Source organism: Paenibacillus sp. FSL M7-1455 (assembly GCF_038004655.1).
GTDB classification, from domain to species: domain Bacteria; phylum Bacillota; class Bacilli; order Paenibacillales; family Paenibacillaceae; genus Paenibacillus_AQ; species Paenibacillus_AQ cookii.
Genome location: NZ_JBBORO010000001.1, coordinates 1,764,881 through 1,790,276, shown reverse-complemented (window position 1 = coordinate 1,790,276; position 25,396 = coordinate 1,764,881). Strand labels below are relative to the sequence as shown.

The window sequence follows — 25,396 nt, the reverse complement described above, 5'->3', positions numbered from 1 at the left end:
GCACTCGTCGACGAAACGCTGCGTCCTCGCCTGCTTTTTTCGGATTAAAAGGAATCGCCGGTCCCTACCGCCGGTTTGGAGACGGAAGGCATCTCGGAAGCGGATTTTGCCGCCTCGGCGCCGGCGATGAGCTTCATTTGCTCCGGATACCCGTAGGCGCCGTGTTCGCTGATGTCCAGCCCCATCATTTCTTCTTCCTCCGTGACGCGGATTCCCATCGTCGCTTTCATGATGCCGACGATCACAAACGAGATGACGAACACGAATACAAAGGCGCCGAGCACGCCCAGCAGCTGTACGCCCAGCTGCCCGAATCCTCCTCCGTAGAACAGCCCCGGTTTGCCGACCCCGGTTTTTTCCACGAGTTCCGGCGTCGCAAACAATCCTGTGGAGATCGCCCCCCAAATGCCGGCAATGCCGTGAACGGAAAAAGCATAGATCGGATCGTCGATGCCCGCTCTTTCAAACCACTGCGCCGTAAAGAAGGTGACGATGCCGGCGACGGCGCCGATGACAACGGCAGCCCATGCGTCGACGAACGCGCAAGCGCCCGTAATCGCCACGAGCGCGGCCAACACGCCGTTCAGCATGCTAGGAATGTCCGCTTTCCCGAATACCGCCCATGAGATGAACAGCGCCGCGATAGCGCCCGCCGCCACCGCCAGATTGGTCGTCAGCGCGACGTATCCGAAAAAGCCGTCCATCAGTGCCGAAAGCGTGCTGCCCGGATTGAAGCCGAACCAGCCGATCCACAGAATAAACACGCCCAGAACGGAAAGCACTTGATTATGACCCGGAATGCTGTTTGGTTTGCCATCCTTATTGTATTTGCCAAGACGCGGTTTAAGCAGGTAGGTAATGACCAGCGCCGCGGTCGCCCCCGTCAAATGCACGACGGCCGAACCCGCGAAATCCTGCATGCCGAGTTGGCCGAGCCAGCCGCCGCCCCACACCCAATGGGCCACCACGGGATAAATCACGATCATGAACAACGTGCCGAATACGATATATACGCTCAGCTTGGCGCGTTCCGCCATGCCGCCGCAGGCAATCGCCAGCGAAACGGCCGCAAACGACAGCTGGAACAAAAACTTCACCGATAAAGAGACCTCCGACGCCGAAAGCGCGTCAAAAGAGGAAGCCATCGAATCGCCGGTCATAAAAAACCCGGTCGTTCCGAAAAGGCTGTTGCCGTTTCCGAATCCGAGGCCAAACCCGAACGCCCAAAACACGACGATGGCGATTCCGAGGGTCAGCACCGTTTTCCCGGCAATATGGCCCGCGTTTTTCATCCGCACCGAACCGGCCTCCAGAAGGGCGAATCCCGCCTGCATAAAAAAGACGAGCATCGCGGCCATAAATACGAAAAACGTGTTCAGTCCCGTCTGAAGCACCATATTGCTTGCCCCGTCATCGGCAAATACCGTTGCCGGAAATGCCATCAGCGCAAGAAAAGCCAATCCACCGCCAAGCCACTTTTTTTTCATGTTCCCCACTCCTCTTTAATGTTAGGTTTTATAACATATTACGAAATTATTAATCACATTATAAACAGATAAGCAGGAAATTGACAATACAATTCTCGAAAAAATAATATATGTAAAAATATATCACATGAATTGTTATATTATAAAACCGTAACGTTTGACTGTACGGTTCGTTATCATGTATCATATTTTTATCTACAGGTCATTAATATGAGTTACATAGATTGAACGAACCGGAGCATCCTTTTTTAGAAAACCGACAAAAATGAGACGTTCATTCTATAGAGCTCGGGATACTGCAACCAATCAGCATCCGCAAACTTTTTTCGGTGAGGTGGTTTAGATGGGGATATGAAACTTTACCGGATCGGTGAATTGGCTAAGGCCGGGGGCGTCAGCGAGCGTACGATCGACTATTATACCAAGCTGGGGTTGATCTCTCCCGAAAAGCGCACTCTTAAAAATTATCGTTTGTACAGCCATGAAACCTTGCTCCGTCTCAAACGTATTAATGAATTGAAACAAGAGAAATATACTCTGGAAGAGATTCGCCAGACGCTTGCCAAATGGGATGCCGCCCCCGAGATCCATCACGTATCCGACAGGCTTTCCCACCTGGAGCTGCAAATGCAGCAGCTGGAACGCGAGGTCAAGGAGCTCAGCCCCCTTCTCGAGAAGATGAAGCCCGGGCAAGCGCGGCGCCTGCTGCTGAATTTGCTGCCGCAGGGCGCGGCATGCATCGAGGCGATCAGGCTTTTCCTCGAACAAGGACCTACCCTTTAGCGAGGTTCTATTTTACAGGTATCGACACAAGCAGGAGGTTGTAAGATGGGAATGTATATTCTTATTATCATTGCGTTCGGTTTTTCCTTGTGGGCGCAGTTCCGGGTCCAGGGAACGTTCAGAAAATGGTCGGACGTACCGGCGGCCAGCGGCATGACCGGCTACGATGCAGCCCGGCATATGCTTGACAGCAACGGTTTGCACGATGTTCCGATCGAACCGGTGCGCGGCGCGTTATCCGACCACTACGATCCGATTCACCGCGTGGTCCGCTTATCCGAACCGGTCTACTACGAAAATTCGATTTCGGCGGTTTCGGTCGCCTGTCACGAAGTCGGACACGCCATTCAGCACAAACAGCATTATCCGATGCTCGTGCTGAGACACCGGATATTCCCGATCGTCAACTTTGCGTCGGGGATCGCTCCTTTGCTGATTATCGCCGGCTTCCTGTTCCAGTGGATGGGGCTTCTCGGGATCGGAATCATCTTCTTCTCCGTTGCCGTCGCCTTCCAGCTCATTACGCTGCCGGTCGAATTTAATGCCAGCAACCGCGCCCGCGACATTATGGTGGCCGAAGGATATATCACAAACGAAGAAGAAAGAGGCGTCGCCAAAGTGCTGAACGCCGCGGCCCTGACCTATGTGGCTGCCGCGCTGATCTCCGTGCTGGAGCTTCTGCGCTACATCTTTATTTTCGTGAACAATAACCGCGATTAACGTTATGACGCCAAAAACCCCCTGGACGGTTGCCAACCGGCCAGGGGGTTTTATGATTGTTCAGGTTATGTTTTCGGTTTATCGCAAGTCCCGGCTTGCTGCTGCAGTCCGAAGTAGCTGAGCAAAAAGGAGCGGAAGGCCTGAGCCACCCGCGGCAGCTTGTCGTCCGACCGGTGGATCAGCCCGATGGTGCGCGTCACCTTCGGCTCCGAAATCCGTACCCGGGCAGGCTGGAGCGGATTCGTTTGGAATAATGCCATCTCCGGCAAAATGCTTACCCCCATGCCCGCGGCCACCAACCCCCGGATCGTGTCGGTTTCCTCGCCCTCAAACGCGATCTTCGGCGTGAATCCCGCCTCCAAGCAGGCATGCCATACGATCGGCCGCAGCGAGTACCCTTTGCTGAACAGGACGAATTTATCGTCCTTCAACTGGCTGAGCTTGATGCTCTCTTCCTTGGCCAGCGGATGGTTCGGAGGCAAAATCGCAAACAGCTCCTCCGTCAGCATAATCTCCCCTTCCACTTGATCATGCTTCTCCGGAAACGGGGAAATGAAGGCAAGATCCACTTCCGCCGAAATGACGTCGCGGATCAAGGATGGGAACATGCCCTGCTTGAACCTGAATTTCACGTTCGGATACCGCCGCTTGAATTCGGCCACGACAGACGGAATAAGATGGATCCCCAAACTGTGCGGAAAACCGATCCGGATTTCGCCTTGCTCCGGGTCCAAAAATTCATGAACCTCGGCAACCGCCCGGTCGAGATCTTTGAGGATGCTGTCCACCCGTTTGCAAAACAGCTGTCCTACCGGCGTCAACTGCAGGTTTCTTCCCTTTTGCATAAACAATTGAACGCCCAGCTCTTCCTCCAGCTGATGAATCTGACGGCTGACCGCAGACTGGGCCACGTGAAGCTCCTCCGAAGCCTGGGTGACATGCTCTTTCTGCGCTACCTTCAAAAAATACTGCAACTGTCTTAATTCCACCTGTTACTCGCTCCATTCTGCTTTTTACGCGGGTCCTCTTGCTATGACCTTCCATACCGTTTCTTCAAAATCCTTGCCATTAAGCCGTAAACGAAAAATCCGCCGACCAATCCGCCCAAATGCGCCATCCAGTTGATTTTAATTTGTTCCCCCGAAGCAAACGAGAAAATAATCCCGATGGCAAGCAGGGCATAAATCGTCTTGCGCGAGGATTCGTCCATCAGGTTCCGCTGCAGCAGGGCGATGTAGAGGTAGGCTCCGTACACCCCGTAAACGGCCCCTGAGGCGCCTAACGTAAGGAGCGTTTCCCCCAGACGGTTATAATGCGCCACGGACAAAATATTGCCGATCACGCCGCTGAGCAGGTATAATAGCGCATATCGCCAAGCCCCAAGCAGCCGCTCGAGCGGCGGGCAAAAGACGAGGATGGCAAAATCGTTAAACAAAAGATGCGAAAAACCTCCGTGAAGAAAAAGCGACGTTACGTATCGCCACCATTCATTCATTCCTTCCACGTTGGTCAGCGCCCCGAATCGGATGATCGTGTTGTTATCGGAGGCCCCTCCGTTAAAGACCAGAATCAGGTACATCACTATATTCGCCACAAACAATATCGTCGTAATCGGATAATATTTCAAGTAGCTTTTCCAGTTTTCATAACGAACAAATAACATGCCGCACTTCCTTTTCTATCGCTATATCGGGACCGTCCCGGATATCGGGAAACCATGTTCGCATTCGCTGCGTCGCCATGCCGACATCCGGCTCATTGGACAATGCCTTTTTAAAAAGATTATAATGAATTGGCACGAATCACCAAAATTCCATATCCGAAAGGAGAATCAACCATGGCACAAGAACGCACAGGTGCTGCAACTTTTAAAGGCAATCCGATTACGCTGATCGGTCCCGAACTGAAGGCGGGCGATCAGGCTCCGGACTTTACCGTCAGCAAAAATCTGCTTGAACAGGCTACCCTCAAAGATTTCGCGGGAAAAATCAAGCTGATCAGCGTCGTTCCTTCCCTGGATACCGGCGTATGCGACGCCCAAACCCGCCGTTTCAACGAGGAGGCCTCCGCCCTTGGCGATAACGTGGTCGTACTCACCATCAGCGCCGATCTTCCGTTTGCCCAAGAGCGCTGGTGCGGCGCAGCCGGCGTAGACCGCGTCATCACGCTTTCGGATCACAAGGACATGTCTTTCGGCCAAGCCTACGGCGTCCACATCAAGGAATTCCGTCTGGACATGCGTTCCATTTTCGTTGTCGACCAAAACGACAAAATCACGTACGTGGAATATCTGAAAGAGATGGCCGAACATCCGAATTACGAAAAAGCGGTCGCAGCCGTCAAAGAGCTTCTGTAAGAAGCCCTCGCCTTAAGTATATGCTTGCCAGGGCATAAGAAAAAGCCTATCGTCGTTTTTCGTTGAAGACAGACCGCTTTTTCATGTCCTCTGTTCATTCGGATCGGGAAGCGCGTCAACGACGCGTTTTCCCTACCTGAAAAAAAGCGGGAGAAAGCTTGTGTCTTTCTCTCGCTTTTTCATGCCTATCGTTAAGAGACTTTGTATTTGCCCAGTTTCTTGTCGAGTGCCGAAAATAAATTGAGAATAATGCGGTAGTTGGCCCCCAAATCCCCCAGGGAACCTCTGGAAGCGGAATACATGTCAACCGCGCTGCGCACCGGCCCGACCGATAGCACGGATACCGTGATGTCCACCGTTCGTCCGAAAGACGTTCTTTTCTCCAGCGTAATTTCGCCGACGGAAGGAACTTCATGCAAGACCTTATACCCCGGGATCTTTTTTAATGTCGAGGATATTTCCTCCCATGCCTTGTCTTTCGATAAATTGTAGTAGCGCGTCTTCATCTTCGGATCCTTCGCCCGGTCGCTTGTACCTTCCTGACTGCGAAAGATTCCCACTAGAACCCTTTTCAGCGACAAGACCTTTCCCCCTTTGTAGTAAGCATCATCAATACTTTACAGTGTATCATTGTTGGGACCAGAACAAAAGAGAAAGTAAGGGAAAATTCGGCGAAAAGGCAAATTAGCGCGGCTTTCCATAAAGCGTTTGCACGTTTTTGCCATCGCTTCCGAACAGAGTCCGCCGGGACGTTTTTCGTAAACCAAAAAGACACCCCGGTTTGCGGAAAAATCCGCAAGCACGGAGTGCCCTGCCATGTTCTAAAATAAAAACCCGCCTATGCCGTCCGGTTAAATTGTCTTCTGAACCTGCTTTGGCAGGTGGGTGATCGCGGACGCGTTTTTGAAGTCCCCTTGTCATATAGACAGGGCGTTCCAGCCGCGCATCGTAAAAATCTCCCTAGACATCATCATTGGTTCAAAACAACGATTAACCGTGGCGAACATCGCAGGATGTAGTCTTATTATAGACCTTTTTGCTCAAAAAGTAAATGTCGGGAGAAAAATTCCGAAACGAACCGGAGCGGGATCAGTCCTTTCTTGTCGCTTCCCCGCTCCGCCGATCGCCGTCGCCGGGTTCGCCACCGGCTGCATCGGATGAAGCTTCAAGATCAATGCCTGCCCCCGCGGCTTCTTGCTCCTCCAGTTCCTTTTGTTTGATCCGCTCGGCCTGTTCCTGCATTTTGGTGAACGTCGCGTAGAAATTAAAAAATGCCCAGTAAGCAATCAAGCTTCCGCCGAAAAAGAAGATGAGCGCCGGATATTTGGAGCCAATGAACAGCACGACCGCGCTTCCGAGCACCGTCGCGATGACCCGGAACGGGCGGATGATCGTGATCAGCACCGCATTTTTCATGATCTGCCGAATGTTCATATGATAATGGACGATCATGGAAAAGAAATTGAACAAGGACACGAACAAGACGATCAGCAGAATCAGCATCACGATGCCGATGATTTGCATGTTCTTGAACTGCGTCATGTAAACGGTGTAGTCCACCATCATGATCACCAGAAGCAGAACGTAAAAAATGCCTCCGATCATGCTTTGCTTGTAATTTTCCTTGTACGATCTGAAAAACAAGCTGAAAATTTTGACGTCCGGATCGCCCATCACCCATTTGCGCACGACCGCAAACAACGCCGCCGTGGCCGGAAACAATGTAAACGGTGCCACAATACCCATGGCCCAGTTCATTTGAAGCGATTCGTTTACGCCGGTCACCATCAGCCTGGTCACCAGAAAAAAGAAAAACGGAGACGAACAAACCAGCCATAGAATGTTGCTGTAAGCAAAGCGGGTGATCCATTCCGTTAATCTGTAAATACCGCCCATTGCGCCTTTAAATTCCAAGAAAAAGCCTCCTCCTCCACTATCTATGCTCGTACTAATGATATTTTACCGCATTTTAGCCTTACATTGCCAGAGCCTAATTTTTTCGCAAAATGGGTGATGGTCTATACCTCAAGGTGCTCACCCACATAAGATACACAGTAACCCAAAGGAATCAAACACTTAAGGAGGTAATTCTCAATGTCTCATGTTGGTGGATATGGTTATGGTCCTGGTCTTGGTTTGTGGGGTTCCACAGGTGCGATTTTGGTTCTCTTCATTCTGCTGGTCATCATCACGCGCGCATTCATTTTCTAATCCGAGCGAATCCATCCTTGGCAGCAACCAAAAAAGAGACGAAGGGCAGCAATGCCCCTCGTCTCTTTAAGTTTGAGCGGGTAACGTCCCCGCCTTCGGCTTAGCTGTTGTAGGATTCGTCGCGTTTGGACTGGCGTCTGCCCTCGCCGCTGCTGCTGCTGCTGGTGCGCGGCTTGCGGTCCCCGTCGCGGTAGGAATCGCTGCGGCCGCCGCTGCGGTTATAGCCGCCGCGGTTATCGCGGTCGCGGTTGTAGCCGCCTCTGCCGCCGCTGTTGCTGCGGAAACCGCCGTAGTTGCCCGAAGGTCTGCGGCCGTTCCGGAGATCAGGCTTGCCGCTGTTGTAACGGCGTTTCACGCGGATCGGTTCTTCCGGAGTCAGCTGGATTTCGGAATCGCGCTTCTCGCCGGTCAGCATTTTCATCGCCGCGGACAGCAGCTGCACGGAATCGTACTGCTCTAGCAGCTGGATCGCCAAACCTTTGTACTCGTTCAGCTCGCCTTTTTCGATCGTCTCAAGCAAACGCTCGGCAATGATGCGCTGTTTGCCTTCGATCGCTTCGGCCAGCGTCGGCAGCGGTTTGCGGGCGATGCGATGGCGCGTGATCCGTTCGATCAGGTGCAGATGGTCGATTTCGCGAGGCGTCACGAACGACCAAGCCGTTCCTTCCTTGCCTGCCCGGCCCGTACGGCCGATGCGGTGCACATAGCTCTCCGGATCCTGCGGAAGGTCGAAGTTGACGACGTGGGTAACGCCGGACACGTCCAGGCCGCGGGCGGCCACGTCCGTCGCAACCAGCACGTCGATGCTTCCGTCGCGGAATTTGCGCATCACGGTGTCGCGTTGGTTTTGGGACAAGTCCCCATGCAGGCCGTCAGCGGAATATCCGCGTTTTTGCAAAGCTTCCGACAGCTCGTCGACGCGGCGTTTGGTGCGTCCGAATACGATCGCAAGCTCCGGAGATTCCATGTCGATCAAACGGCAAAGCGCTTCGAACTTCTGGCGTTCAGGCACTTCGATGTAAGCTTGATCGATCAGCGGCGCGCTGACTTGTTTCGGCACGACCGACACGTGTTCAGGATCTTTCAAAAATTGCTGGGCAAGTCTTTGGATGTTAGGCGGCATTGTTGCGGAGAAAAGCATCGTTTGGCGATTTTCCGGAACCAGCTTCAGGATCGATTGGATATCTTCCATAAAGCCCATGTCCAGCATTTCATCGGCTTCGTCCAGAATGACGGTTTCGACGTCGTCGAGACGGATGGTTTTACGGTTGATATGATCCAGCAAACGGCCTGGAGTACCGATAATGATTTGCGGTTTTTTCTTCAAGGCGCGAATTTGGCGTCCGATGTCTTGGCCGCCGTAAATCGGCAGGGAACCGATGCCTTTGAAGCGGGTAAGCTTTCCGATTTCCTCCGCCACCTGGATGGCCAGCTCGCGGGTCGGGGTCATGACAAGCGCCACGATTTTGTCCGTTTCCTTCGAGATTTTGTTGATCAGAGGGATGCCGAATGCGGCCGTTTTGCCCGTACCGGTCTGTGCCTGACCGATCAAGTCGCGTCCCGTCATCGCGATCGGGATCGCCTGTGCCTGAATAGGTGTCGCTTCCTCGAATCCAAGCTCGGTAATGGCCCGTAGAACCTTCGGCTCAAGGCCTAAATCTGCAAAATTTTTCAAAATATTCATACTCCTTCTATATAGTGGACATTCCACAATCTTGTCTGTATTCTTAAGTAGCGGTAAACATATATAGGTTAGCCATTCTTCATGATTTTTTGCATGGCTTATATTCTCTATAGCGTTTATTCAGGGCAAAAACGCCTACAGGGACTTTGCATGACATCGATTCAAGCCGCTCCGAAGCACAATGTGTAGACGAAGCACCCGCTTCCCGATCCATCAATTGCCAAACGAAACGCCGCTCATCGCAAAATCTCTTTTAAGTAAACGGTAATTTTCTCCTGAAACAATGTCAGAATAAAACTATTGTACAAGCCTACTCAAGAATATCCAATCCATTATATCACAAACTAAATTACAAACACCAGCGGCTTGAAACTAAGATTGAAAATTTTTATGAAAATGTATCGCATAGAAAATTGAGGTGAGGCTGTGAAGCTCCGTAATATTTGGAAATATATCGGCGTGATCGTCGGCGCGGCGTTTATCGCCTGCGGGTTCAATCTGTTCCTGGTCCCCCACAAGCTGTTAAGCGGCGGGGTATCCGGCCTGTCGATGCTGGTCAATTATTTTACGCCGATGAATCTCAGCGTGCTGTATTTCGTGTTTAACGTGCCGATTTTGGTCGCGGGCTGGTTCCAGCTCGGGAAGCGGTTTATCGTGCTCAGCATTTTGTCGGTCGTGGCCACGACCGCATTTATCGCCGTCGTTCCGGTCAACCTGCTCGCGACGGATACGCTGATCGCTTCGGTGTTCGGAGGGGTCCTGGTCGGCGTCGGTGCAGGCATCTCCTTCCGGGCGGGCGGCTCCTCGGGCGGTTTTGACATTATCGGCTCCATCGTGACGCGATACCGGGACTTCCCTGTCGGCAACGTGTTGGTTGCGATGAACGGCCTGGTCATCCTTGCCGCGGGATACTTGCAGAACGACTGGAATCTTGCCCTGGCCTCGATGATCTCCATTTTCGTCACCGGCAAGATGGTCGATTTCATCCACGTCAGCCATTTCAAAGTCACCGTCTATATCATTACCAACGAAACGGAGGCCCTTTTGGAAAAACTGCTCGAACGACCGCGCGGCGTGACCAAAATCAAAACCGAAGGGGCTTTTTCCCACGAATCCAAGGACATGCTGATGACGGTAACCACCCGCTACGAGCTCCAAGAGCTGAAGCGGATCATCAAGCAGACCGACCCGAAAGCTTTCGTCAACATCGTCGAGACCGTCGGGGTCATGGGTTCGTTCCGCAGAAGTTGAATTTGGCGCCCTTTGTGTAAAAAGGATGCGTTTTGTGGTATATTAATGATGCGCGGTACCTGCATGAGTTCCATGAGATTAGGATCGACAAAGGTTTTCCAGGCACTTACACGCTTTTCCGGTTCCTTGGCTTTAAAGATTTAGGGCTCTGAAGAATCCGAGAGGAAAGGGTGATTTTTGTGGAAATGGAAACGGTCAAATTGTCCCAAATCGTCATGAAGTGGTTCCCCGACATGATGCCATTTTTGAAGCAAAAAGAACTGAATTCACTCATCGTGCTGCGGGACGGACTGGGTATCCTGGAACAGGAAGATGCCATGGAAATTATCCAGTACAGCATCTGCGAACATCAAAGCTCTGCGCCTCTTCAATGAATGAAGATGTGGTTAGTTCACCGAAAGATCCGTGCCGCCTCGCAGTCAGTCCCTGAACCATACTGAGACAGGCGGCATTTTTAATCCGTTCATGTGATATATGCCATGAGGCCAAAAAGAACCGGCGGCTCAAGAATCTTGGGCTTCCGGTTCTTTGCGTTCTTCCGTTTGTTCCTGCAGTGAAAAACGTTCCCGCAAAAAAGGCTCTTTTAACCGACGACGGATCCTTTCGCTTGCGTTCTGGGGAACAACACTTCCCGTTCGTATCGCTTGACCTCCGCCAGCCATTCTTCCCTTACCGGCGTGCCCGATTTCCAGCAGTAGTAATCCCAGACCGCCCCGAACGGATAGGACTTGAATTCTTCAACAAGCGCCAGCCTGGACGTAAAATCCCCTTCCAGCTCGATCTCTTTCAGCCGGTCCACCGGCTCGAGCATCGCCCGCAGCAGCGCTTTCAGCGTGTTTCTGGTGCCGATGACCCATGCCGCCACATGGTTGATGCTGCCGTCGAAGAAGTCGAGGCCGATATGGGTTTTGTCCAGCAGTTCGCCGCGGACCAGCTCGCGGGCAATGTCGAGCAGCTCGTCGTCCATCGTCACGACATGGTCGCTGTCCCACCGCACCGGACGGCTGACGTGGAGCAGCAGCTGCTTGCCGAACAGCAGCCAGGACGAAAGCTTATTGGAGATCGTTTCCGTCGGATGGAAATGCCCCGAATCAAAGCAGATGGTTTTTCCGCGGCTCAGGGCGTACCCCATATAAAATTCATGGGAGCCTACCACGTAGCTTTCGGAGCCGAGGCCGAACAGCTTGCTCTCGACGGCATCGATATTATAGCTTTCGTCGATCGGTTCGCGGAATACCTCGTCAAGGGATTCCATCAGCCGGACGCGCGGCGACAAACGATCGATCGGGGTGTCCTTGTACCCGTCCGGAATCCAAAGGTTCGTCACGCAGGGCTGCCCCAGCTCCCGGCCGAAATATTCGGCGATTTTCCGCGAGGCTTTGCAGTGATCGATCCAAAACCTGCGGATCCCCGCGTCCGGATGGCTGAGCGTAAAGCCGTCGTTCGCTTTTTCATGCGAAAAGCACGTCGGATTAAAATCCAAGCCGTAGCCTTTGGCCTTGGCCCATGCCACCCAATTTTCAAAATGCCTCGGCGCCAGCGCGTCCAAATCAACCCGCTCGTCCGTATCCGCGTAGATGGCATGCAAATTGACCTTATGCCTGCCCGGTATGAGCTCGAACGCCTTGTCAAGATCGGCCCGCAGCTGGTCCGGCGTGCCGGCGCGCCCCGGATAACTCCCGGTGACGGCAATGCCGCCGCCAAGCTCCCGGCTCTTGTTCAAAAATCCCCTGACGTCGTCCCCCTGCCAGCAGTGAAGCGATATCTTGATGCGGGAAAGCCGTTCGAGGACGCCGTCCACGTCGATGCCGTGCTTCCCGTAAAGCTTCTTGGCTTCATCAAAACTGTTTTGAATCGTCGACTCCATCTGTTTCCCCTCCGGATTCTTCAAATGAAATGGTGGCGTCCCACCCGGTTCGTTTCAGCCAAGCGACCGGTATTTCGCCCGAAGTTCGGCCAAAAGACCGCTGTCCATCGGCCGGGGCGCATACGCGCGGACCGGAAAGGAGCGGCGGATCAGATCCCTTGCCTCCTGGATGTCCCGGACGGATCCGTCCGCGATCATCTGGACCGCAAGGTTGCCCAGCACCGTCGCTTCCGTCGGCCCGGCATAAATCGCCATGCCAAGCACGTCGGCGCTCAGCTGGCATAAAAACCCGTTGTTCGCGCCGCCGCCGACGACGTGAAGCTGCTTCAGCCGCTCCCCGGTCACCTCCTGCAACTCGCGGACATAGACGTCGTAAGACAGCGCCATGCTGTCGAAAATGCACCGGGCCAGTTCCCCGGCGGTCGCCGGCACCGGCTGGCCGGACTCCCTGCAGAAGCCGCGGATCGCTTCCGTCATGTTCGGCGGATTCATGAACCGGCTGTCGTTGCATGGAATAAGCGATCGGAAAGGTTCGGCCGCCGCAGCCATTTCCGCCAGTTCCGCAAAGGAATATGCGTCATCGGCTTCCTTGCGCACCTGCTGGATGAGCCACATGCCCATCATGTTTTTCAAAAACCGGTACGTGCCGAAGGCTCCCCATTCGTTGGTGTAATTGCGCTCCATGGCAAGCCGGCTCGTCAAGGGATGCTCCCGTTCCACGCCGATCAGGGACCAGGTGCCGCTGCTGAGATACCCCCATGACGTTCCTTGGGCCGGAACCCCAAGCACTGCCGATGCCGTATCGTGCGTTGCCGCCGAGATGACCTCGCAGCGGGGAAGGTCGTGCTCCCGGACAAGCTCGCCTAGGACGGCGCCCAGACGGACGCCCGGCCGGACAAGATCGGGAAATTGGCTTCTTTGCAGCCCAAGCAGCGCCAACAGATCGGAATCGTAATCCTGCGTTTGCCAATTGAGCATTTGGGTCGTCGAGGCGTTGGTCGCTTCGCTTGCCAAAACCCCGCACAGCCGGTAGTGCAGGTAATCGGGAACGAGAAGGATATGCTTCGCCGCCTCCAGCTCCTCCCGGTCATGCACGAACAACTGGTAAAGCGTGTTAAAGGATAATTGCTGGATGCCCGTTTTTTCATAGACTTCCTGAAACGAAAGATGCCGGTGCAGACGTTCCGGGGCGCCGTTCGTCCGGGGATCGCGGTACGCAAAAACCTCCCCGATCCTCTCCCCCTTCCGGTCCAACAGCACGTAGTCCACCGCCCAGGTATCGATGCCGAGCGTGCATTCGTCGACGCCGAGCGTTTTTGCCATTTGCAGTCCCGTAAGAATCTGCCCGAACAAATACTCGATATCCCAGCAAAACTTCCCGTCTTTTTCATGGAATCCGTTGCCGAACCGGTGAATCTCCTGTAAGCGGAGCGCTCCTTCCCGAAGCGTCCCCCAGATGACCCTGCCGCTGGAAGCGCCGATATCGACGGCCAAATAATGGTTCATATGCATGACTCCCGAAATGGATTTTTTCACACCCAAAATCATATGCGAAGCCCTTCGCGCTTTGAACGGTTTGTGCATGACGGCATAGCAAGTTTATTGGCGCACTTTCGCATAGCTGTTCAACCAATGGCAAAAATGTATTGTATACTTTTTTTAATTAAGTATATTGAACACTTGGCGGTTATGCAATCATTTTTTGGATGAATCGGAAGATTTTATCGTTTCCGAGGCCTTTAAACCGATAATTAGCGTATACTTTGCTTTGGATTTTGAATATCGTCCATCTACGACAGGTTTTGTCATCGTTAACGTATATCCTAAAAGCGTCAAATGAATTTTTTGAAAGGGGAGACAGAACGTGAATTCATTAGAAGGAAAAGTAGCATTGGTCGCGGGAGCGACCCGTGGAGCCGGCAGGGGCATCGCCGTCGAGTTAGGGGCGGCTGGAGCCGTCGTTTATGTCACCGGACGAACGACGAGGGAGCAGGCTTCCGAGTACGGCCGTCCCGAAACCATCGAAGAAACGGCGGAGCTCGTCAACCGCGCGGGAGGCAAAGGCATTCCCGTACGGACGGATCATTTGGATCCGGAACAGGTTCGGGCTTTGATGAACCGCATCGAGGCGGAGCAAGGACGGCTGGACGTGCTCGTCAACGACATTTGGGGCGGGGAACATCTGATCGAGTGGAACATGCCCGTATGGGAACAATCGCTGGAAAAGGGATTCCGAATGCTGCGGCTGGCAATCGACACCCACCTCATCACGAACCATTTCGCGCTCCCCCTGCTGATCCGGAGCGGCAAGGGGCTGGTCGTCGAAATGACGGACGGGACGGCCGCGTACAACGACCGGAATTACCGGTTGTCCATGTTTTACGATTTGGCCAAAACCTCGGTCCTTCGAATGGCCAAATCGCTGGCCCACGAGCTGCGGCCCCATGGATGCACAGCCGTCGCGGTAACGCCCGGCTGGATGCGTTCCGAAATCATGCTCGACCACTACGGGGTGCGGGAAGAGAACTGGCGGGACGCGCTTGTGAAGGAACCTCATTTCATCATCTCGGAGACGCCGCGCTTCGTCGGACGTGCGGTTGCCGCCCTGGCCGGGGACCCGGAAGCAGGCCGCTGGAACGGCTGCTCGGTCTCCAGCGGAGAGCTGGCCAAAGTATACGGTTTTTGCGATGTGGACGGGTCGCGGCCCGATGCCTGGAGATATATCGAAGAGGTGCAGGAAAAAGGCAAGCCGGCCGATGCCGCCGGGTATCGCTAAGCGTCGGCATCCCGGGCCAAAGGCGCCGTCGAATCCCGCACGATGACCGTCGGGACGATTTCCTCGCGGAGCGGGCCGCTCTCTTCGTCCTTCACCCCGAGCAAAAGGATTTCGGCGGCACGCTCCCCAAGCTTGCGGGTGTTTTGGTTGACGGTCGACAAGGCGGGATTCGTAAATTCGCTGATGGCAAGATCATCGTAACCCATGATGCTGACATCCTCCGGGATGCGGATCCCCATCTCCTTGGCGGCGGTCATCGCCCCGATGGCTTTCAGGTCGCTGGCGCCAAACACGGCCGTCGGAGGGTGCTCAAGCGACATCAGCGCCTTGAATCCCCGGTATCCCGTATCCGCGAAGTCCTCCCCCGGCAATACGGCGATGAGATCCTGATTGAAGGGAATCTGATGCTGGGACAATGCCAGGCGGTAACCCTGCAGGCGCAAGGAGAATTCCTGGTTGATGTCCATCATGGATTCTCCCGGCAGGATCATCCCGATCTCCCGATGTCCCAGCGAAATCAGGTGATGCGTCGCCAGATACCCTCCCGTCAAATTGTCGACGATGACGTAAGGAATGCCCAGATGCGGGTAAAAGAAATGAACGGTCACCATCCGCCGTTTTTCTTCCTGCCATCCGGTCAGATGCCGGATATCGAACGCATGGTTGCTCGTGAGCAACACGATTCCCGCGTTCAGGTCGTCCGGCAGCTTATACGTTTCGTCCAACCCCCACAGAAAAAAGCGGATGCCGTTGTCTTCGCATACCTCCCGGATCCCTTGAAACATTTCCGTGAAAAACGGATGGTTAAACGAAGCCACGGCCTCGTTTTTGTAGACTAAATATATGGTGCGCATCGCCCCCCGCTGCGGGGCTGCCACCTCTTCCTTCACAAAACTTCCTTTGCCGCGAATCCGGTAGATGTAGCCTTCCTGCACCAGATCGGCCAAAGCCCGCCGCGACGTGATTTCGCTGGTGTTGAATTGTTTGGCCAGCTCGACTTGCGTCGGCAGCGGATCATGCGCCTGCAATTCGCCGTTTTCGATCCGGCGTTTAATGTCATTGATAATATATTGGTACATCGGCGTCTTGTCCGATTTTTCCATGCCCATAACCCTAATCACTCCCTACAGAATGAATTAAGTATACTTTAGGAGATGTGCTTTCGCAAGATCAGGGCCTAAACCTCATTGCGATCATTTCCAGCATTGCGTAAATCCTGGCAATCCCCCTTGCCCATATGTATTTCGTTTCCCCGCAGGCAAAGATACTCCATATAACGGCGAACCGCTTCAGACTCCCCTGCAAAACCGCGCAACTTTCGACGGTAATCATCGTCAAATTGTTACAAACCTGTTGTTTTTAAGCTTATGCGTTCTAATATAATCGTAATGTGAACGCTAACAAGGGAGAGAATTGTTATGAATATCATCTTTGCACTGCTGTTGTTGTTAGGCGGCAGCGCAACCCATCATCCGCAGAGCGGCAGCGACCAAGCCGCCAATATGTTGAAGTCCGCCATTCATTCGGCCGTCGAGGCTTCCCGGCAAAACGAGGTCGCCGCAAGCGCGAACGGTTCGGCCGCCAAAACCGATCCCCAAACGGACGCCCCCAAAGTCAAAGGCGTGTACGTCACGGCCTACAGCGCCGGAGGGTCGCGCATGAACCAGCTTCTCGACCTCGTGGATCAAACGGACCTGAACGCCATGGTCATCGACATTAAAGACGATGCCGGATACATAACGTACAAAACGGACAACCCGGTGCTGATCAAAAACGGGCACCCGCAGCCGTTTATCCGCGACATCCGCGGGCTCATGGATCGCCTGAAAAAACACAATGTATATCCGATCGCGCGGGTCGTCGTGTTCAAAGATACGGTTCTTGCCAAAAAACGTCCTGATCTTTCCTTTGTCAAAAGCGACGGAACCGTATGGAAAAACGGCAAAGGCGACAGCTTCGTCAACCCGTTCAGCAAGGAAGTGTGGGATTACAACGTGGAAATCGCCAAAGAAGCGGCCAAGCTGGGCTTTAAAGAAATCCAGTTCGATTACGTCCGCTTCCCCGAGGGCTTCGAAAAACGGGCCGACTCCCTGAAATACGCCAAAAACGGCAAAACCCGCGTGGAAACGGTCGCCGATTTCGTGCAGTATGCCCGCAATCAGCTCTCCCCGATGGGCGTCCGCGTTTCGGTCGACATTTTCGGTTATGCGGCATCGGTGCCTGCGGCGGAAGGAATCGGCCAGGATTTCAACAAAATCTCCGCTAACGTCGACGTGATCAGCCCGATGGTGTATCCAAGCCATTACACGCAGGGCTGGTTCGGAGCCAAGGACCCCGACAAGGAGCCGTACCGCACGATCAAAGGCTCGATGGTCGACACCTTCAAAAAACTCGAGCCGCTCAAGGACCGGCAGCCGATCGTTCGCCCGTGGATCCAGGATTTTACCGCCAGTTGGCTGGGAAGCGGCCACTACGTCAAATACGGCAAAACGCAGGTCGAAGAGCAGATTCGGGCGTTGAAGGATATGCATATCGACGAATATTTGCTGTGGAATGCCACAAACCGCTATTCGCAAGGCGTGGTTTACAAATAATTTGCTCTATCGCGCAAATCCGTTTCACAGCCGAAACCCGGTCCCTCCAAGGCCGGGTTTCGGTCTTTTAAGATTTTCCCCGACAGGGCAAATCCCTGCTTCAAGGCTTGTGATCTCCGGCGGTTTCTTCATTTCCTGTACGGCTTTCCGGTTATTTGACAGTCATCCCTGTTCAAACGGAGGCTTATGTTTTACAATAGATTCCTGCCGTTCAAAAGCGCGAAATTTATATATACTGTGAGGCTTAACATGAAAACAACGGTAACGCTCAGTCAGAAATCGAAACAATTTCTCGTCATCTTGCTGCCGATCCTGATCACGCAAATCGCTCTTTCCGCCATTACGTTTTTTGATACGAACATGTCGGGGCATGCCGGTTCCACCGATTTGGCCGGCGTCGCCATCGGCTCCAGCCTGTGGGTCCCGCTGCAAACGGGCTTGAGCGGTATTTTGATGGGCATGACTCCGATCGTCTCCCATCTGATCGGCGGGGGTCAGGCCCAAAAGGTCGCCTATCACGTCATGCAGGGACTATGGCTGGCCCTGCTGCTTGCGGTCGCGATTTTAGCCATCGGCAGCATGCTGCTTCCCGTCATTCTGGACGGGATGAATCTCGATGCCCCGGTCCGCAGCGTCGCGTTCCGCTTTTTGAGCTTTTTGTCGATCGGCATCATTCCGATGTTCGGTTATACGGTGCTCCGCAGCTATATCGACGCTCTCGGCCATACGAAAATTTCCATGACGATTACGCTCATCTCCCTGCCGATCAACATTTTTCTGAACTATCTGCTCATCTTCGGTAATTGGGGATTTCCCCGCCTTGGGGGCGCCGGTGCCGGGATCGCCTCGGCGATTACGTATTGGTGCGTGTTTGCGGTCGCTGTCACGTTCGTGATCCGGCTGAAACCGTTCGCCGCTTACGGCATTTTCCGCAAGTTTCACGGCGTATCTTTAAAAGTATGGAAGGAACTGCTCAAAATCGGCGTGCCGATCGGCTTTTCGATTTTTTTCGAAACCGCCGTTTTTGCCGCGGTAACGCTTCTGATGAGCCGCTTTAACACGATAACGATTGCGGCGCACCAGGCGGCGATGAACTTCGCGAGCACGCTGTACATGATCCCGCTGAGCATCAGCATGGCATTAACCATCCTCGTCGGTTTCGAAAAAGGCGCCGGGCGGCTGAAGGATGCGCGGCAATACAGCATCCTCGGCATCGGTTCGGCGGTGGTCCTGTCGCTTGCAACCGCCGTGGTGCTGCTCGTCGCCGGCAAATACGTCGCCGGCTTGTATTCGGAGGAAAGCAACGTCATTGCGCTGACGCAGCATTTTCTGATCTATGCGATTTTCTTCCAGATATCCGATGCGATCGCAACGCCGGTCCAGGGCGCGCTCCGCGGGTACAAGGACGTCAATCCCGCCTTTATCATTACCTTTATTTCGTATTGGGTGATCGGGCTTCCCGTCGGGTACCTCCTCGCCTCCTTTACGTCGCTGGGCGCTTTCGGCTTTTGGATCGGGCTCATTGCCGGGCTCGCCGCAGGCGCAACCCTGCTGCTCTGGCGCCTTGTAAGGGTGCAGCGCGCGAGCCGGGAGAACAAAGCCATCGCCGCATGACTCGGCCTGAAACGTTCGTCCGGATTCAAGCGCATCCCTCCATCCATGAGCTGCGATCAAGCGAACAGAAAAAGCCGTCCCGGGTCGATTGACCTGCGGGACGGCTTTTTGGTTTTGCCGCCAACCCCCGTCATTATTGCGAAAGACGGGATGCCAGCTCGTAAAGCTCCATGTTGAATTCTTTTTTGGTGTTGACGACTTTGTCGATGTCCGTCAGAACAAGTTCGCCTTTGATGATGCCGCAGGCTTTGCCGGATTCGCCTTCGATCAGCTTGCGCACGGCAAAATCGCCAAGGCGGCTGGCCAGGTTCCGGTCGGCTGGCGTCGGCGTTCCCCCGCGCTGGATATGGCCGAGGCACGTCACGCGCGGTTCGAGCGTCGGGCAGCGGTCGGTGAGCGCCTTCGCCACGTCTTCGCCGCTTCCGACCCCTTCCGCCACGATCACGATGCTGTGGCGTTTGCCAAGCGCGAAGCTTTGCTCCATCCGTGCGGTAATTTCGTCCATGTCATGCGGAACTTCCGGCACGAGAATCGTTTCCGCGCCCGAAGCCAGGCCCGCATAAAGGGCGATGTCCCCGCAATGTCTGCCCATGACCTCGACGATGGAGGAACGCTCGTGGGAAGACATCGTGTCGCGGAGTTTGTTCACGGCGTCCACGACGATGCTTACCGCGGTGTCAAAGCCGATCGTATAATCCGTGAAAGAAATGTCGTTGTCGATCGTGCCGGGCAGGGCCATCGTTTTGATGCCCAGCTTGCTCAGCTTGTTGGCTCCGTGGTAAGAACCGTCCCCGCCGATGACGACCAGGCCGTCGATGCCGCGTTTTCTCAGGATTTCGGCACCCTTTTGCTGCCCTTCGGGCGTCATGAATTCTTTGCAGCGCGCAGATTGCAGGATGGTTCCGCCGCGGTGGATGATGTCGCCTACACTGCGCAGATCCATCGAAAAAATGTCGTCGTTCAGCAGTCCCTGGTAGCCGCGTTGAATGCCGTACACTTCAAGCCCAAAATAAAGCCCGCTGCGGACAACCGCACGAACGGCCGCGTTCATCCCTTGGGAGTCCCCGCCACTGGTTAGAACTGCAATCTTTTTCACTGTCATGAAAAATTCCTCCTCGTAATCACTCATACAAATGTTTGCGGATCCAGCGGCTGTTGACGAAGAAAAAGAGCCGGGTCAGCGGGCTTCCCTTCATCAAGCGCTTGGACACGGAGCGAACTTCCTGCTGCTCGCTGACTTTCGGATCGGACAAATAGATGGCCAACAATCCCTCAATAATCATCCGGTGAAACGGCGGAACGGGAATGGCCTGAACATCCTTTCGCGCCAATCCGACGATCAAGGCGATCCGGTCCAGCATGGTTTCGGGAGATTCATAATAATTGCAAAAGTTCAAGTCTCCGCCAAGCCGATCCTCTTCCTGATCAATCAGGTAATCCAGCATAATGTGCAGACAGCAAACATGTGGAAAGTATGACGCATGAATGGAGGCCGCAGCCGCATCGCTCAAGTGCCGGTCACTTGCGGCAAGAAAAAGCATGAATACGCCCAGCGTCGACCCCGTAGCCGCGGCGAATTCGTTCCACTGGAGATGGGGGGTTCGTTCACGGTGCTGCTCCCACCACTCCAGCAATGCCTGCTCCCTTAGTTCGGGCCGGATATGCTTGTAGACCTGTAGGTCGGTATACAAGCCGGCCAGATCCCGAACATAGGGCATGGCGGACGCGTAGCCGGGGAGCTGGCGGATGCAGTCCTGGCATGTCGTGACCAGGCTGCGCAGATAACCGCCGTCGTTTTGCTCCAGGCGCAGCGCGTAATAATTCACCGGCTCTGCCTCCGGATCGGTAGCATCCAGCATGGACCGGTGGAGAAGCCTAAAATCCTCCGGATCCATGGAGGTGCTGCGGTCGCATAGATTATCCAGATAGTCGCTGATCGTCTGGTAGGCGACGATAAGCTTCGTTAGAATCAGCCTGTCCGGCAGCGGGACCGCGGCATAAACGCCTCCGCCCTCGCAATGAAATTGTTTGGTCTCGATGCTGGCAAGCGCTTGTTTCCGCAGTTCCGGGTCAGGTATTTTTTTCGCCAGACTCCGCCATCCGTTCAGCTCTTTCCGCACTTCAGGCAGAATATGCTTATACACTCGTCCCATCAAGCTTATAGGGTTCCGGGGAACTTGATATTGACTTTGCCTATTTTCATTCAAGACGGTGCCTCCACATTGTTGTCTACTTGTGTCAATCCTAATGTTTCTTATTATAATATGGACCTTAAAATAGTACAAATAAACTAGATCACGTTCAACGCCTTTATTTTCAATGAAAACGCTTATATTTCAACCAAATCCGTTTTTGCGAGGGAGGTATGCCGCTTGGCCAAAAAATCGCTCCCGCTTCTGATCCTGCTGGCGGGGCTGCTTTATGTTTTTTTGCTGCACGGACTGCTGTTCAAGCTGATTCCCATGGCACTCATTATCGTTTACGCTTGGCTGCAGTTCCCCCGCTCCGACAGGAAATACGCCTGCCTGACCGCAGCCGGCCTTTTCTTTTGCATGCTGGGAGACGGTTTGCTCCGTTTTTTCGTCGTCGGACTTTCGGCTTTTCTGATCGGGCATCTGTTCTACCTGTCCGCTTTTTTAGGACGATGGACATATTCGCCTCTTCGTTTGAGCTTCGCGCTTCCGCTTGCCGGTTATGCCGCGTTTATGGGCTGGAAGCTGCATGGCGGCTTGACCTCCGGCGGACAAGGAGACCTGGTCGTTCCGGTCTTTTTATATGTGGCCGTCATCATGCTCATGGGGTTCTTCGCCGTCATGACGGGAAACTGGCGATGCGGGACGGGGGCGCTGCTGTTTATCGTGAGCGACTCCATCCTCTCCTGGAACATGTTCGTTTCGGATATCGCTTATTCGGACGTGCTGATTATGGGAACCTACTATGTCGCGCAATTTTTGTTTGCCGGCAGCATACGGCATCAATCCGGAGCAGCGCACGGCAAACGGGACGTCACGATTCAATAGCCGGAACTCCCTAAGCCGAACCAAAAAAAGCACAGCTCTCTTTCGAGAACTGTGCTTTATAGGCTTTTTTTAACCAAAGCTATAAGAAAACGTCGGTTCGACGCTACTTCCGAAGTTTTTCATGCGATTACGACATTTCAGCCGATGCCGAAAATCGTAATTCACAGAAATCCATAAAACGGAGTTGATCTTATAATTTAGTTACGTTTGCAGCTTGAGGGCCACGGTTGCCTTCAGTGATTTCGAATTCAACTTCTTGACCTTCGTCCAAAGTTTTGAAGCCTTCGCCTTGAATTGCGGAGAAATGCACGAATACGTCTTCGCCGCCTTCAACTTGAATAAAGCCATAGCCTTTTTCTGCGTTAAACCATTTAACTGTACCTTTCAAATGAACAACCTCCTAAAAATACCGCCATATGTGGCGAATAAGTACATTATACTTCATGCTTCTTGACAATGCAATCGATCTTTTGCGAAATTGCACTTTTTCATTTGCTTTTGTAGCTTCCTCTAAGGTATCATTTTACCAAAAGAGCAAACGGAGAATGCATATGATCAAAAAACACGAAATATACAAAAAAGACAAATGGAACATGATGACCGTCGAAGTGCAGGGCCGCTACATCGTGCTTCGGGAGATTTCCGATCAATGGGGCGAGGAAACCCATACCTTCATGAGCCGACCGGCTCTCATGCAATGGGCCGAATCCCGGTTCCCCAAAGAGGAGTACGAAGACAACATGGAAGAATGGCGCTCCATCATGGCCGCCTTTAAAGGAGTCTAAACCCTTAAAATGGAATACAACAGCACCCTTATTTACATCATCTCGGCCTTTTGCCTGGGAGCCGTGCTCATCCTGATGAAAAACTCGGTCCCGCCAAGGCTGAAACGGGGCATGGCAGGCACTGCGGCCGTCATGATCCTGATTGCCTTTATCCTTATTGTATACAATCTGTTTACCATGGGTTCCAGCCCTTGAAGGAAAGGTTTCATATTATCGCGGGGAAAAGTTCATACTAAGGGACATCTTTCCTTTATAAGGAGGTCCCCTGGTAGTGAACTTCAACAAGACGATCAGGATCGCCGCGCTGCTCACCTTAGTCGTGGGGGCGGCTTCCTGCTTTCCTCCAGCGGTTTCGTCAAATGGAACCCATGCTTTTTCATCCCAACATTTAAGGAGGATTCCCATGGAAAAATTATTGAAGCGTTCCGAGGTAGCCGAAGAACATAAATGGAATGTGGAGGATTTGTTCGACGGCCAAAAAGCCTGGGACCAAACTTATGCCGAACTGCAGCAGGAGCTGAAAAAGATCGCCGAATTCCAAGGCAAGCTCGACAACGCGAACGCGGTCAAGGACTGTTTTGCGCTTGAGGACGACATTTCCCTCAAAACCGAACGCCTTTACGTATACGCTCACCTGCACCATGACGAAGATACAGCAAACCCTACATACCAGGCATTATCCCAGAAAGCGAAAAAATTGAACGTGCAGGTCGGCGAAGCCCTTTCTTTCGTTACGCCGGAAATTTTGTCCTTGCCGGACGAAAAGCTGGACGCGTTTATCGCCGATCCCGTACTCGCGCCTTACAAATTCACCCTGACCGAAATGAAGCGCGAAAAAGCCCACGTGCTTTCCAAAACGGAAGAAGCGCTGCTCGCCCAGGTCGGCAACCTGTCGCAGGCGCCGCAAACGATTTTCGGCATGCTTAACAACGCGGACCTGAAGTTTCCGAAGATCAAAAACGAAGAAGGCAAGGAAGTCGAGCTGACCCACGGCAACTACATCCAGTTCCTGGAGAACCCGAACCGCGAGGTGCGCGAGCGGGCATTCAAAGCGGTGTACGATACCTACGCCAAGCAAAAAAATACCATCGCCGCTACGCTGAACGCCAACGTCAACAAAAACATCTTTTACGCGAACGTGCGCAAATACCCTTCCGTTCTGGAAATGTCCCTTTACGGCGACAACATTCCGAAGGAAGTGTACACGAATCTGATTGACACGATCCATGAAAGCCTGCCGCTGCTCCACAGATACATGGACCTGCGCAAAAAGCTGCTCGGCGTCGACGAGCTCCATATGTACGATCTGTTCGCTCCGCTCGTGGACGAATACAAAATGGACATCACGTACGACGAAGCGAAAAAGACCGTCAAGGAAGGCCTCAAACCGCTGGGCGACGATTATTTGGCATCGCTGCAGGAAGGTTTCGACAACAAATGGATCGACGTATACGAGAACGAAAACAAACGCACCGGAGCATACAGCTGGGGAGCTTACGGCACCCATCCGTACGTGCTTCTGAACCATAAGGACAACTTGAACAGCATGTTCACGCTCGCGCACGAAATGGGCCATGCGCTGCATTCCTATTATTCGGACAACGCGCTGCCGTACCGCGACGCACAGTACACCATTTTCCTGGCCGAAGTGGCTTCGACGACCAACGAAGCGCTCCTGATGGATTACCTGCTCAAAAAATCGACCGATCCGAAGGAAAAGATGTACCTGCTGACCTACTATGCCGACCAGTTCCGCACGACGGTATTCCGTCAAACGATGTTCGCCGAATTCGAGAAGCTCATCCATGAGCGCGCCGAATCGGGCGAAGCGTTGACGCCGCAGGCGCTTTCGGAAATTTATTACGACCTGAACGTGAAATACCACGGCAAAGGCATGGTCGTCGACAAGGACATCGAAATGGAATGGGCCCGCATTCCGCATTTCTACAACAGCTTCTATGTATACAAATACGCGACCGGATTCTCGGCGGCGACAAGCTTCTCCAAGCAAATTTTGGAGGAAGGCCAGCCCGCGGTGGACCGCTACCTCGGCTTCCTGAAAAGCGGCGGCAGCGACTTTTCGATCAACATCCTGAAAAAAGCCGGCGTCGACATGTCTTCGCCGCAGCCGATCCGCGAAGCGATGAGCGTCTTTGAAAATGTCATCGAGCAGTTGGAGCAAATGACGAAATAACGCATCTGGCATAAAATCCCTTGTCCTTGCAGGTCAAGGGATTTTATACTGTCT

Annotated in this window: 25 protein-coding genes and 1 other RNA gene; 13 read left to right on the top strand and 13 right to left on the bottom strand. The window is 53.4% G+C overall.

The window, feature by feature from the left end; all coding sequences use genetic code 11:
- Positions 1-44: 44 nt before the first annotated feature.
- The gene (locus tag NYE48_RS08300) at positions 45-1,487 is read right to left on the bottom strand and encodes an ammonium transporter (protein WP_340998000.1); all 1,443 of its coding nucleotides are present in this window, start codon (positions 1,485-1,487) and stop codon (positions 45-47) included.
- Positions 1,488-1,838: 351 nt separating this feature from the next.
- Between NYE48_RS08300 and NYE48_RS08295 the strand changes: the two genes are divergently transcribed.
- Positions 1,839-2,270 (top strand): MerR family transcriptional regulator, encoded by a 432-nt coding sequence (locus NYE48_RS08295; RefSeq protein ID WP_212951680.1) that lies wholly within the window; start codon positions 1,839-1,841, stop codon positions 2,268-2,270.
- A gap of 45 nt (positions 2,271-2,315) precedes the next feature.
- Positions 2,316-2,990, top strand: coding sequence for a zinc metallopeptidase (locus NYE48_RS08290; protein WP_036706702.1), 675 nt, complete (start codon positions 2,316-2,318; stop codon positions 2,988-2,990).
- Positions 2,991-3,055: 65 nt separating this feature from the next.
- Here the strand turns inward: NYE48_RS08290 and NYE48_RS08285 are convergent, their stop codons facing one another.
- Positions 3,056-3,979 carry a LysR family transcriptional regulator gene (locus tag NYE48_RS08285; protein ID WP_036706700.1) on the bottom strand — a complete coding sequence of 308 codons (924 nt, stop codon included), beginning with the start codon at positions 3,977-3,979 and terminating at the stop codon, positions 3,056-3,058.
- 41 nt (positions 3,980-4,020) lie between these two features.
- Entirely contained in the window at positions 4,021-4,653 is a 633-nt protein-coding gene (locus NYE48_RS08280) for a rhomboid family intramembrane serine protease (RefSeq protein ID WP_036706697.1), read from the bottom strand.
- 174 nt (positions 4,654-4,827) lie between these two features.
- Between NYE48_RS08280 and tpx the strand changes: the two genes are divergently transcribed.
- A complete protein-coding gene (tpx, locus tag NYE48_RS08275) occupies positions 4,828-5,346 on the top strand; it encodes a thiol peroxidase (RefSeq protein WP_036706695.1) in 519 nt (172 codons plus the stop codon).
- 191 nt (positions 5,347-5,537) lie between these two features.
- On the opposite strand, the gene NYE48_RS08270 is transcribed toward tpx, so the two are convergent.
- The 3 genes from NYE48_RS08270 to NYE48_RS08260 all read right to left on the bottom strand — a co-directional run bounded on the left by NYE48_RS08270 (position 5,538) and on the right by NYE48_RS08260 (position 7,260).
- The gene (locus NYE48_RS08270) at positions 5,538-5,927 is read right to left on the bottom strand and encodes a DUF1499 domain-containing protein (RefSeq protein ID WP_036706691.1); all 390 of its coding nucleotides are present in this window, start codon (positions 5,925-5,927) and stop codon (positions 5,538-5,540) included.
- A gap of 246 nt (positions 5,928-6,173) precedes the next feature.
- A non-coding RNA gene (ssrS, locus tag NYE48_RS08265) (6S RNA) lies at positions 6,174-6,364 on the bottom strand.
- A 71-nt stretch (positions 6,365-6,435) separates the two neighbouring features.
- The gene (locus tag NYE48_RS08260; protein WP_052146767.1) at positions 6,436-7,260 is read right to left on the bottom strand and encodes a YesL family protein; all 825 of its coding nucleotides are present in this window, start codon (positions 7,258-7,260) and stop codon (positions 6,436-6,438) included.
- A 180-nt stretch (positions 7,261-7,440) separates the two neighbouring features.
- On the opposite strand from NYE48_RS08260, the gene NYE48_RS08255 reads away from it, so the two are divergent.
- Entirely contained in the window at positions 7,441-7,557 is a 117-nt protein-coding gene (locus NYE48_RS08255) for a sporulation protein YjcZ (protein WP_081992025.1), read from the top strand.
- A gap of 100 nt (positions 7,558-7,657) precedes the next feature.
- On the opposite strand, the gene NYE48_RS08250 is transcribed toward NYE48_RS08255, so the two are convergent.
- The gene (locus tag NYE48_RS08250; RefSeq protein ID WP_445323951.1) at positions 7,658-9,241 is read right to left on the bottom strand and encodes a DEAD/DEAH box helicase; all 1,584 of its coding nucleotides are present in this window, start codon (positions 9,239-9,241) and stop codon (positions 7,658-7,660) included.
- A 426-nt stretch (positions 9,242-9,667) separates the two neighbouring features.
- Between NYE48_RS08250 and NYE48_RS08245 the strand changes: the two genes are divergently transcribed.
- Together NYE48_RS08245 and NYE48_RS08240 are read left to right on the top strand one after the other, a co-directional pair.
- Positions 9,668-10,492: a YitT family protein gene (locus NYE48_RS08245; RefSeq protein WP_036706684.1), complete on the top strand. Its 825-nt coding sequence runs from the start codon at positions 9,668-9,670 to the stop codon at positions 10,490-10,492.
- A gap of 185 nt (positions 10,493-10,677) precedes the next feature.
- Entirely contained in the window at positions 10,678-10,866 is a 189-nt protein-coding gene (locus NYE48_RS08240) for a hypothetical protein (RefSeq protein WP_197069903.1), read from the top strand.
- Positions 10,867-11,075: 209 nt separating this feature from the next.
- Here NYE48_RS08240 and rhaA read toward each other — a convergent pair whose 3' ends face one another.
- Together rhaA and rhaB are read right to left on the bottom strand one after the other, a co-directional pair.
- Positions 11,076-12,359, bottom strand: coding sequence for an L-rhamnose isomerase (gene rhaA / locus NYE48_RS08235; protein ID WP_212951669.1), 1,284 nt, complete (start codon positions 12,357-12,359; stop codon positions 11,076-11,078).
- 54 nt (positions 12,360-12,413) lie between these two features.
- The gene (gene rhaB, locus NYE48_RS08230; RefSeq protein ID WP_340997994.1) at positions 12,414-13,865 is read right to left on the bottom strand and encodes a rhamnulokinase; all 1,452 of its coding nucleotides are present in this window, start codon (positions 13,863-13,865) and stop codon (positions 12,414-12,416) included.
- 358 nt (positions 13,866-14,223) lie between these two features.
- On the opposite strand from rhaB, the gene NYE48_RS08225 reads away from it, so the two are divergent.
- Entirely contained in the window at positions 14,224-15,135 is a 912-nt protein-coding gene (locus tag NYE48_RS08225; RefSeq protein WP_212951665.1) for an SDR family oxidoreductase, read from the top strand.
- Here the strand turns inward: NYE48_RS08225 and NYE48_RS08220 are convergent.
- A complete protein-coding gene (locus NYE48_RS08220) occupies positions 15,132-16,244 on the bottom strand; it encodes a GntR family transcriptional regulator (protein ID WP_036706674.1) in 1,113 nt (370 codons plus the stop codon). The genes NYE48_RS08225 and NYE48_RS08220 overlap by 4 nt on opposite strands.
- A 309-nt stretch (positions 16,245-16,553) precedes the next feature.
- Here NYE48_RS08220 and NYE48_RS08215 point away from each other — a divergent pair, with 309 nt between their 5' ends.
- Positions 16,554-17,729 carry a putative glycoside hydrolase gene (locus tag NYE48_RS08215; RefSeq protein ID WP_340997990.1) on the top strand — a complete coding sequence of 392 codons (1,176 nt, stop codon included), beginning with the start codon at positions 16,554-16,556 and terminating at the stop codon, positions 17,727-17,729.
- Between the two features lie 249 nt (positions 17,730-17,978).
- Positions 17,979-19,343 carry an MATE family efflux transporter gene (locus NYE48_RS08210; RefSeq protein WP_036706850.1) on the top strand — a complete coding sequence of 455 codons (1,365 nt, stop codon included), beginning with the start codon at positions 17,979-17,981 and terminating at the stop codon, positions 19,341-19,343.
- A gap of 133 nt (positions 19,344-19,476) precedes the next feature.
- On the opposite strand, the gene pfkA is transcribed toward NYE48_RS08210, so the two are convergent.
- Both pfkA and NYE48_RS08200 read right to left on the bottom strand, forming a co-directional pair.
- Positions 19,477-20,445 (bottom strand): 6-phosphofructokinase, encoded by a 969-nt coding sequence (gene pfkA / locus NYE48_RS08205; protein ID WP_212953271.1) that lies wholly within the window; start codon positions 20,443-20,445, stop codon positions 19,477-19,479.
- A gap of 19 nt (positions 20,446-20,464) precedes the next feature.
- A complete protein-coding gene (locus NYE48_RS08200) occupies positions 20,465-21,496 on the bottom strand; it encodes a tetraprenyl-beta-curcumene synthase family protein (protein ID WP_052146766.1) in 1,032 nt (343 codons plus the stop codon).
- A 219-nt stretch (positions 21,497-21,715) separates the two neighbouring features.
- Between NYE48_RS08200 and NYE48_RS08195 the strand changes: the two genes are divergently transcribed.
- Positions 21,716-22,363, top strand: coding sequence for a lysoplasmalogenase (locus NYE48_RS08195; RefSeq protein ID WP_340997986.1), 648 nt, complete (start codon positions 21,716-21,718; stop codon positions 22,361-22,363).
- A gap of 190 nt (positions 22,364-22,553) precedes the next feature.
- Here NYE48_RS08195 and NYE48_RS08190 read toward each other — a convergent pair whose 3' ends face one another.
- Positions 22,554-22,751 carry a cold shock domain-containing protein gene (locus NYE48_RS08190; RefSeq protein WP_036706669.1) on the bottom strand — a complete coding sequence of 66 codons (198 nt, stop codon included), beginning with the start codon at positions 22,749-22,751 and terminating at the stop codon, positions 22,554-22,556.
- A gap of 163 nt (positions 22,752-22,914) precedes the next feature.
- Between NYE48_RS08190 and NYE48_RS08185 the strand changes: the two genes are divergently transcribed.
- The 3 genes from NYE48_RS08185 (at position 22,915) to pepF (ending at position 25,342) form a co-directional block, all read left to right on the top strand.
- Entirely contained in the window at positions 22,915-23,148 is a 234-nt protein-coding gene (locus tag NYE48_RS08185) for a hypothetical protein (RefSeq protein ID WP_036706665.1), read from the top strand.
- Between the two features lie 9 nt (positions 23,149-23,157).
- Positions 23,158-23,343, top strand: coding sequence for a hypothetical protein (locus tag NYE48_RS08180; protein WP_036706663.1), 186 nt, complete (start codon positions 23,158-23,160; stop codon positions 23,341-23,343).
- Between the two features lie 208 nt (positions 23,344-23,551).
- On the top strand, positions 23,552-25,342 hold the full coding sequence (gene pepF / locus NYE48_RS08175) for an oligoendopeptidase F (RefSeq protein ID WP_212951407.1): 1,791 nt from the start codon (positions 23,552-23,554) through the stop codon (positions 25,340-25,342).
- Positions 25,343-25,396 lie beyond the last annotated feature (54 nt).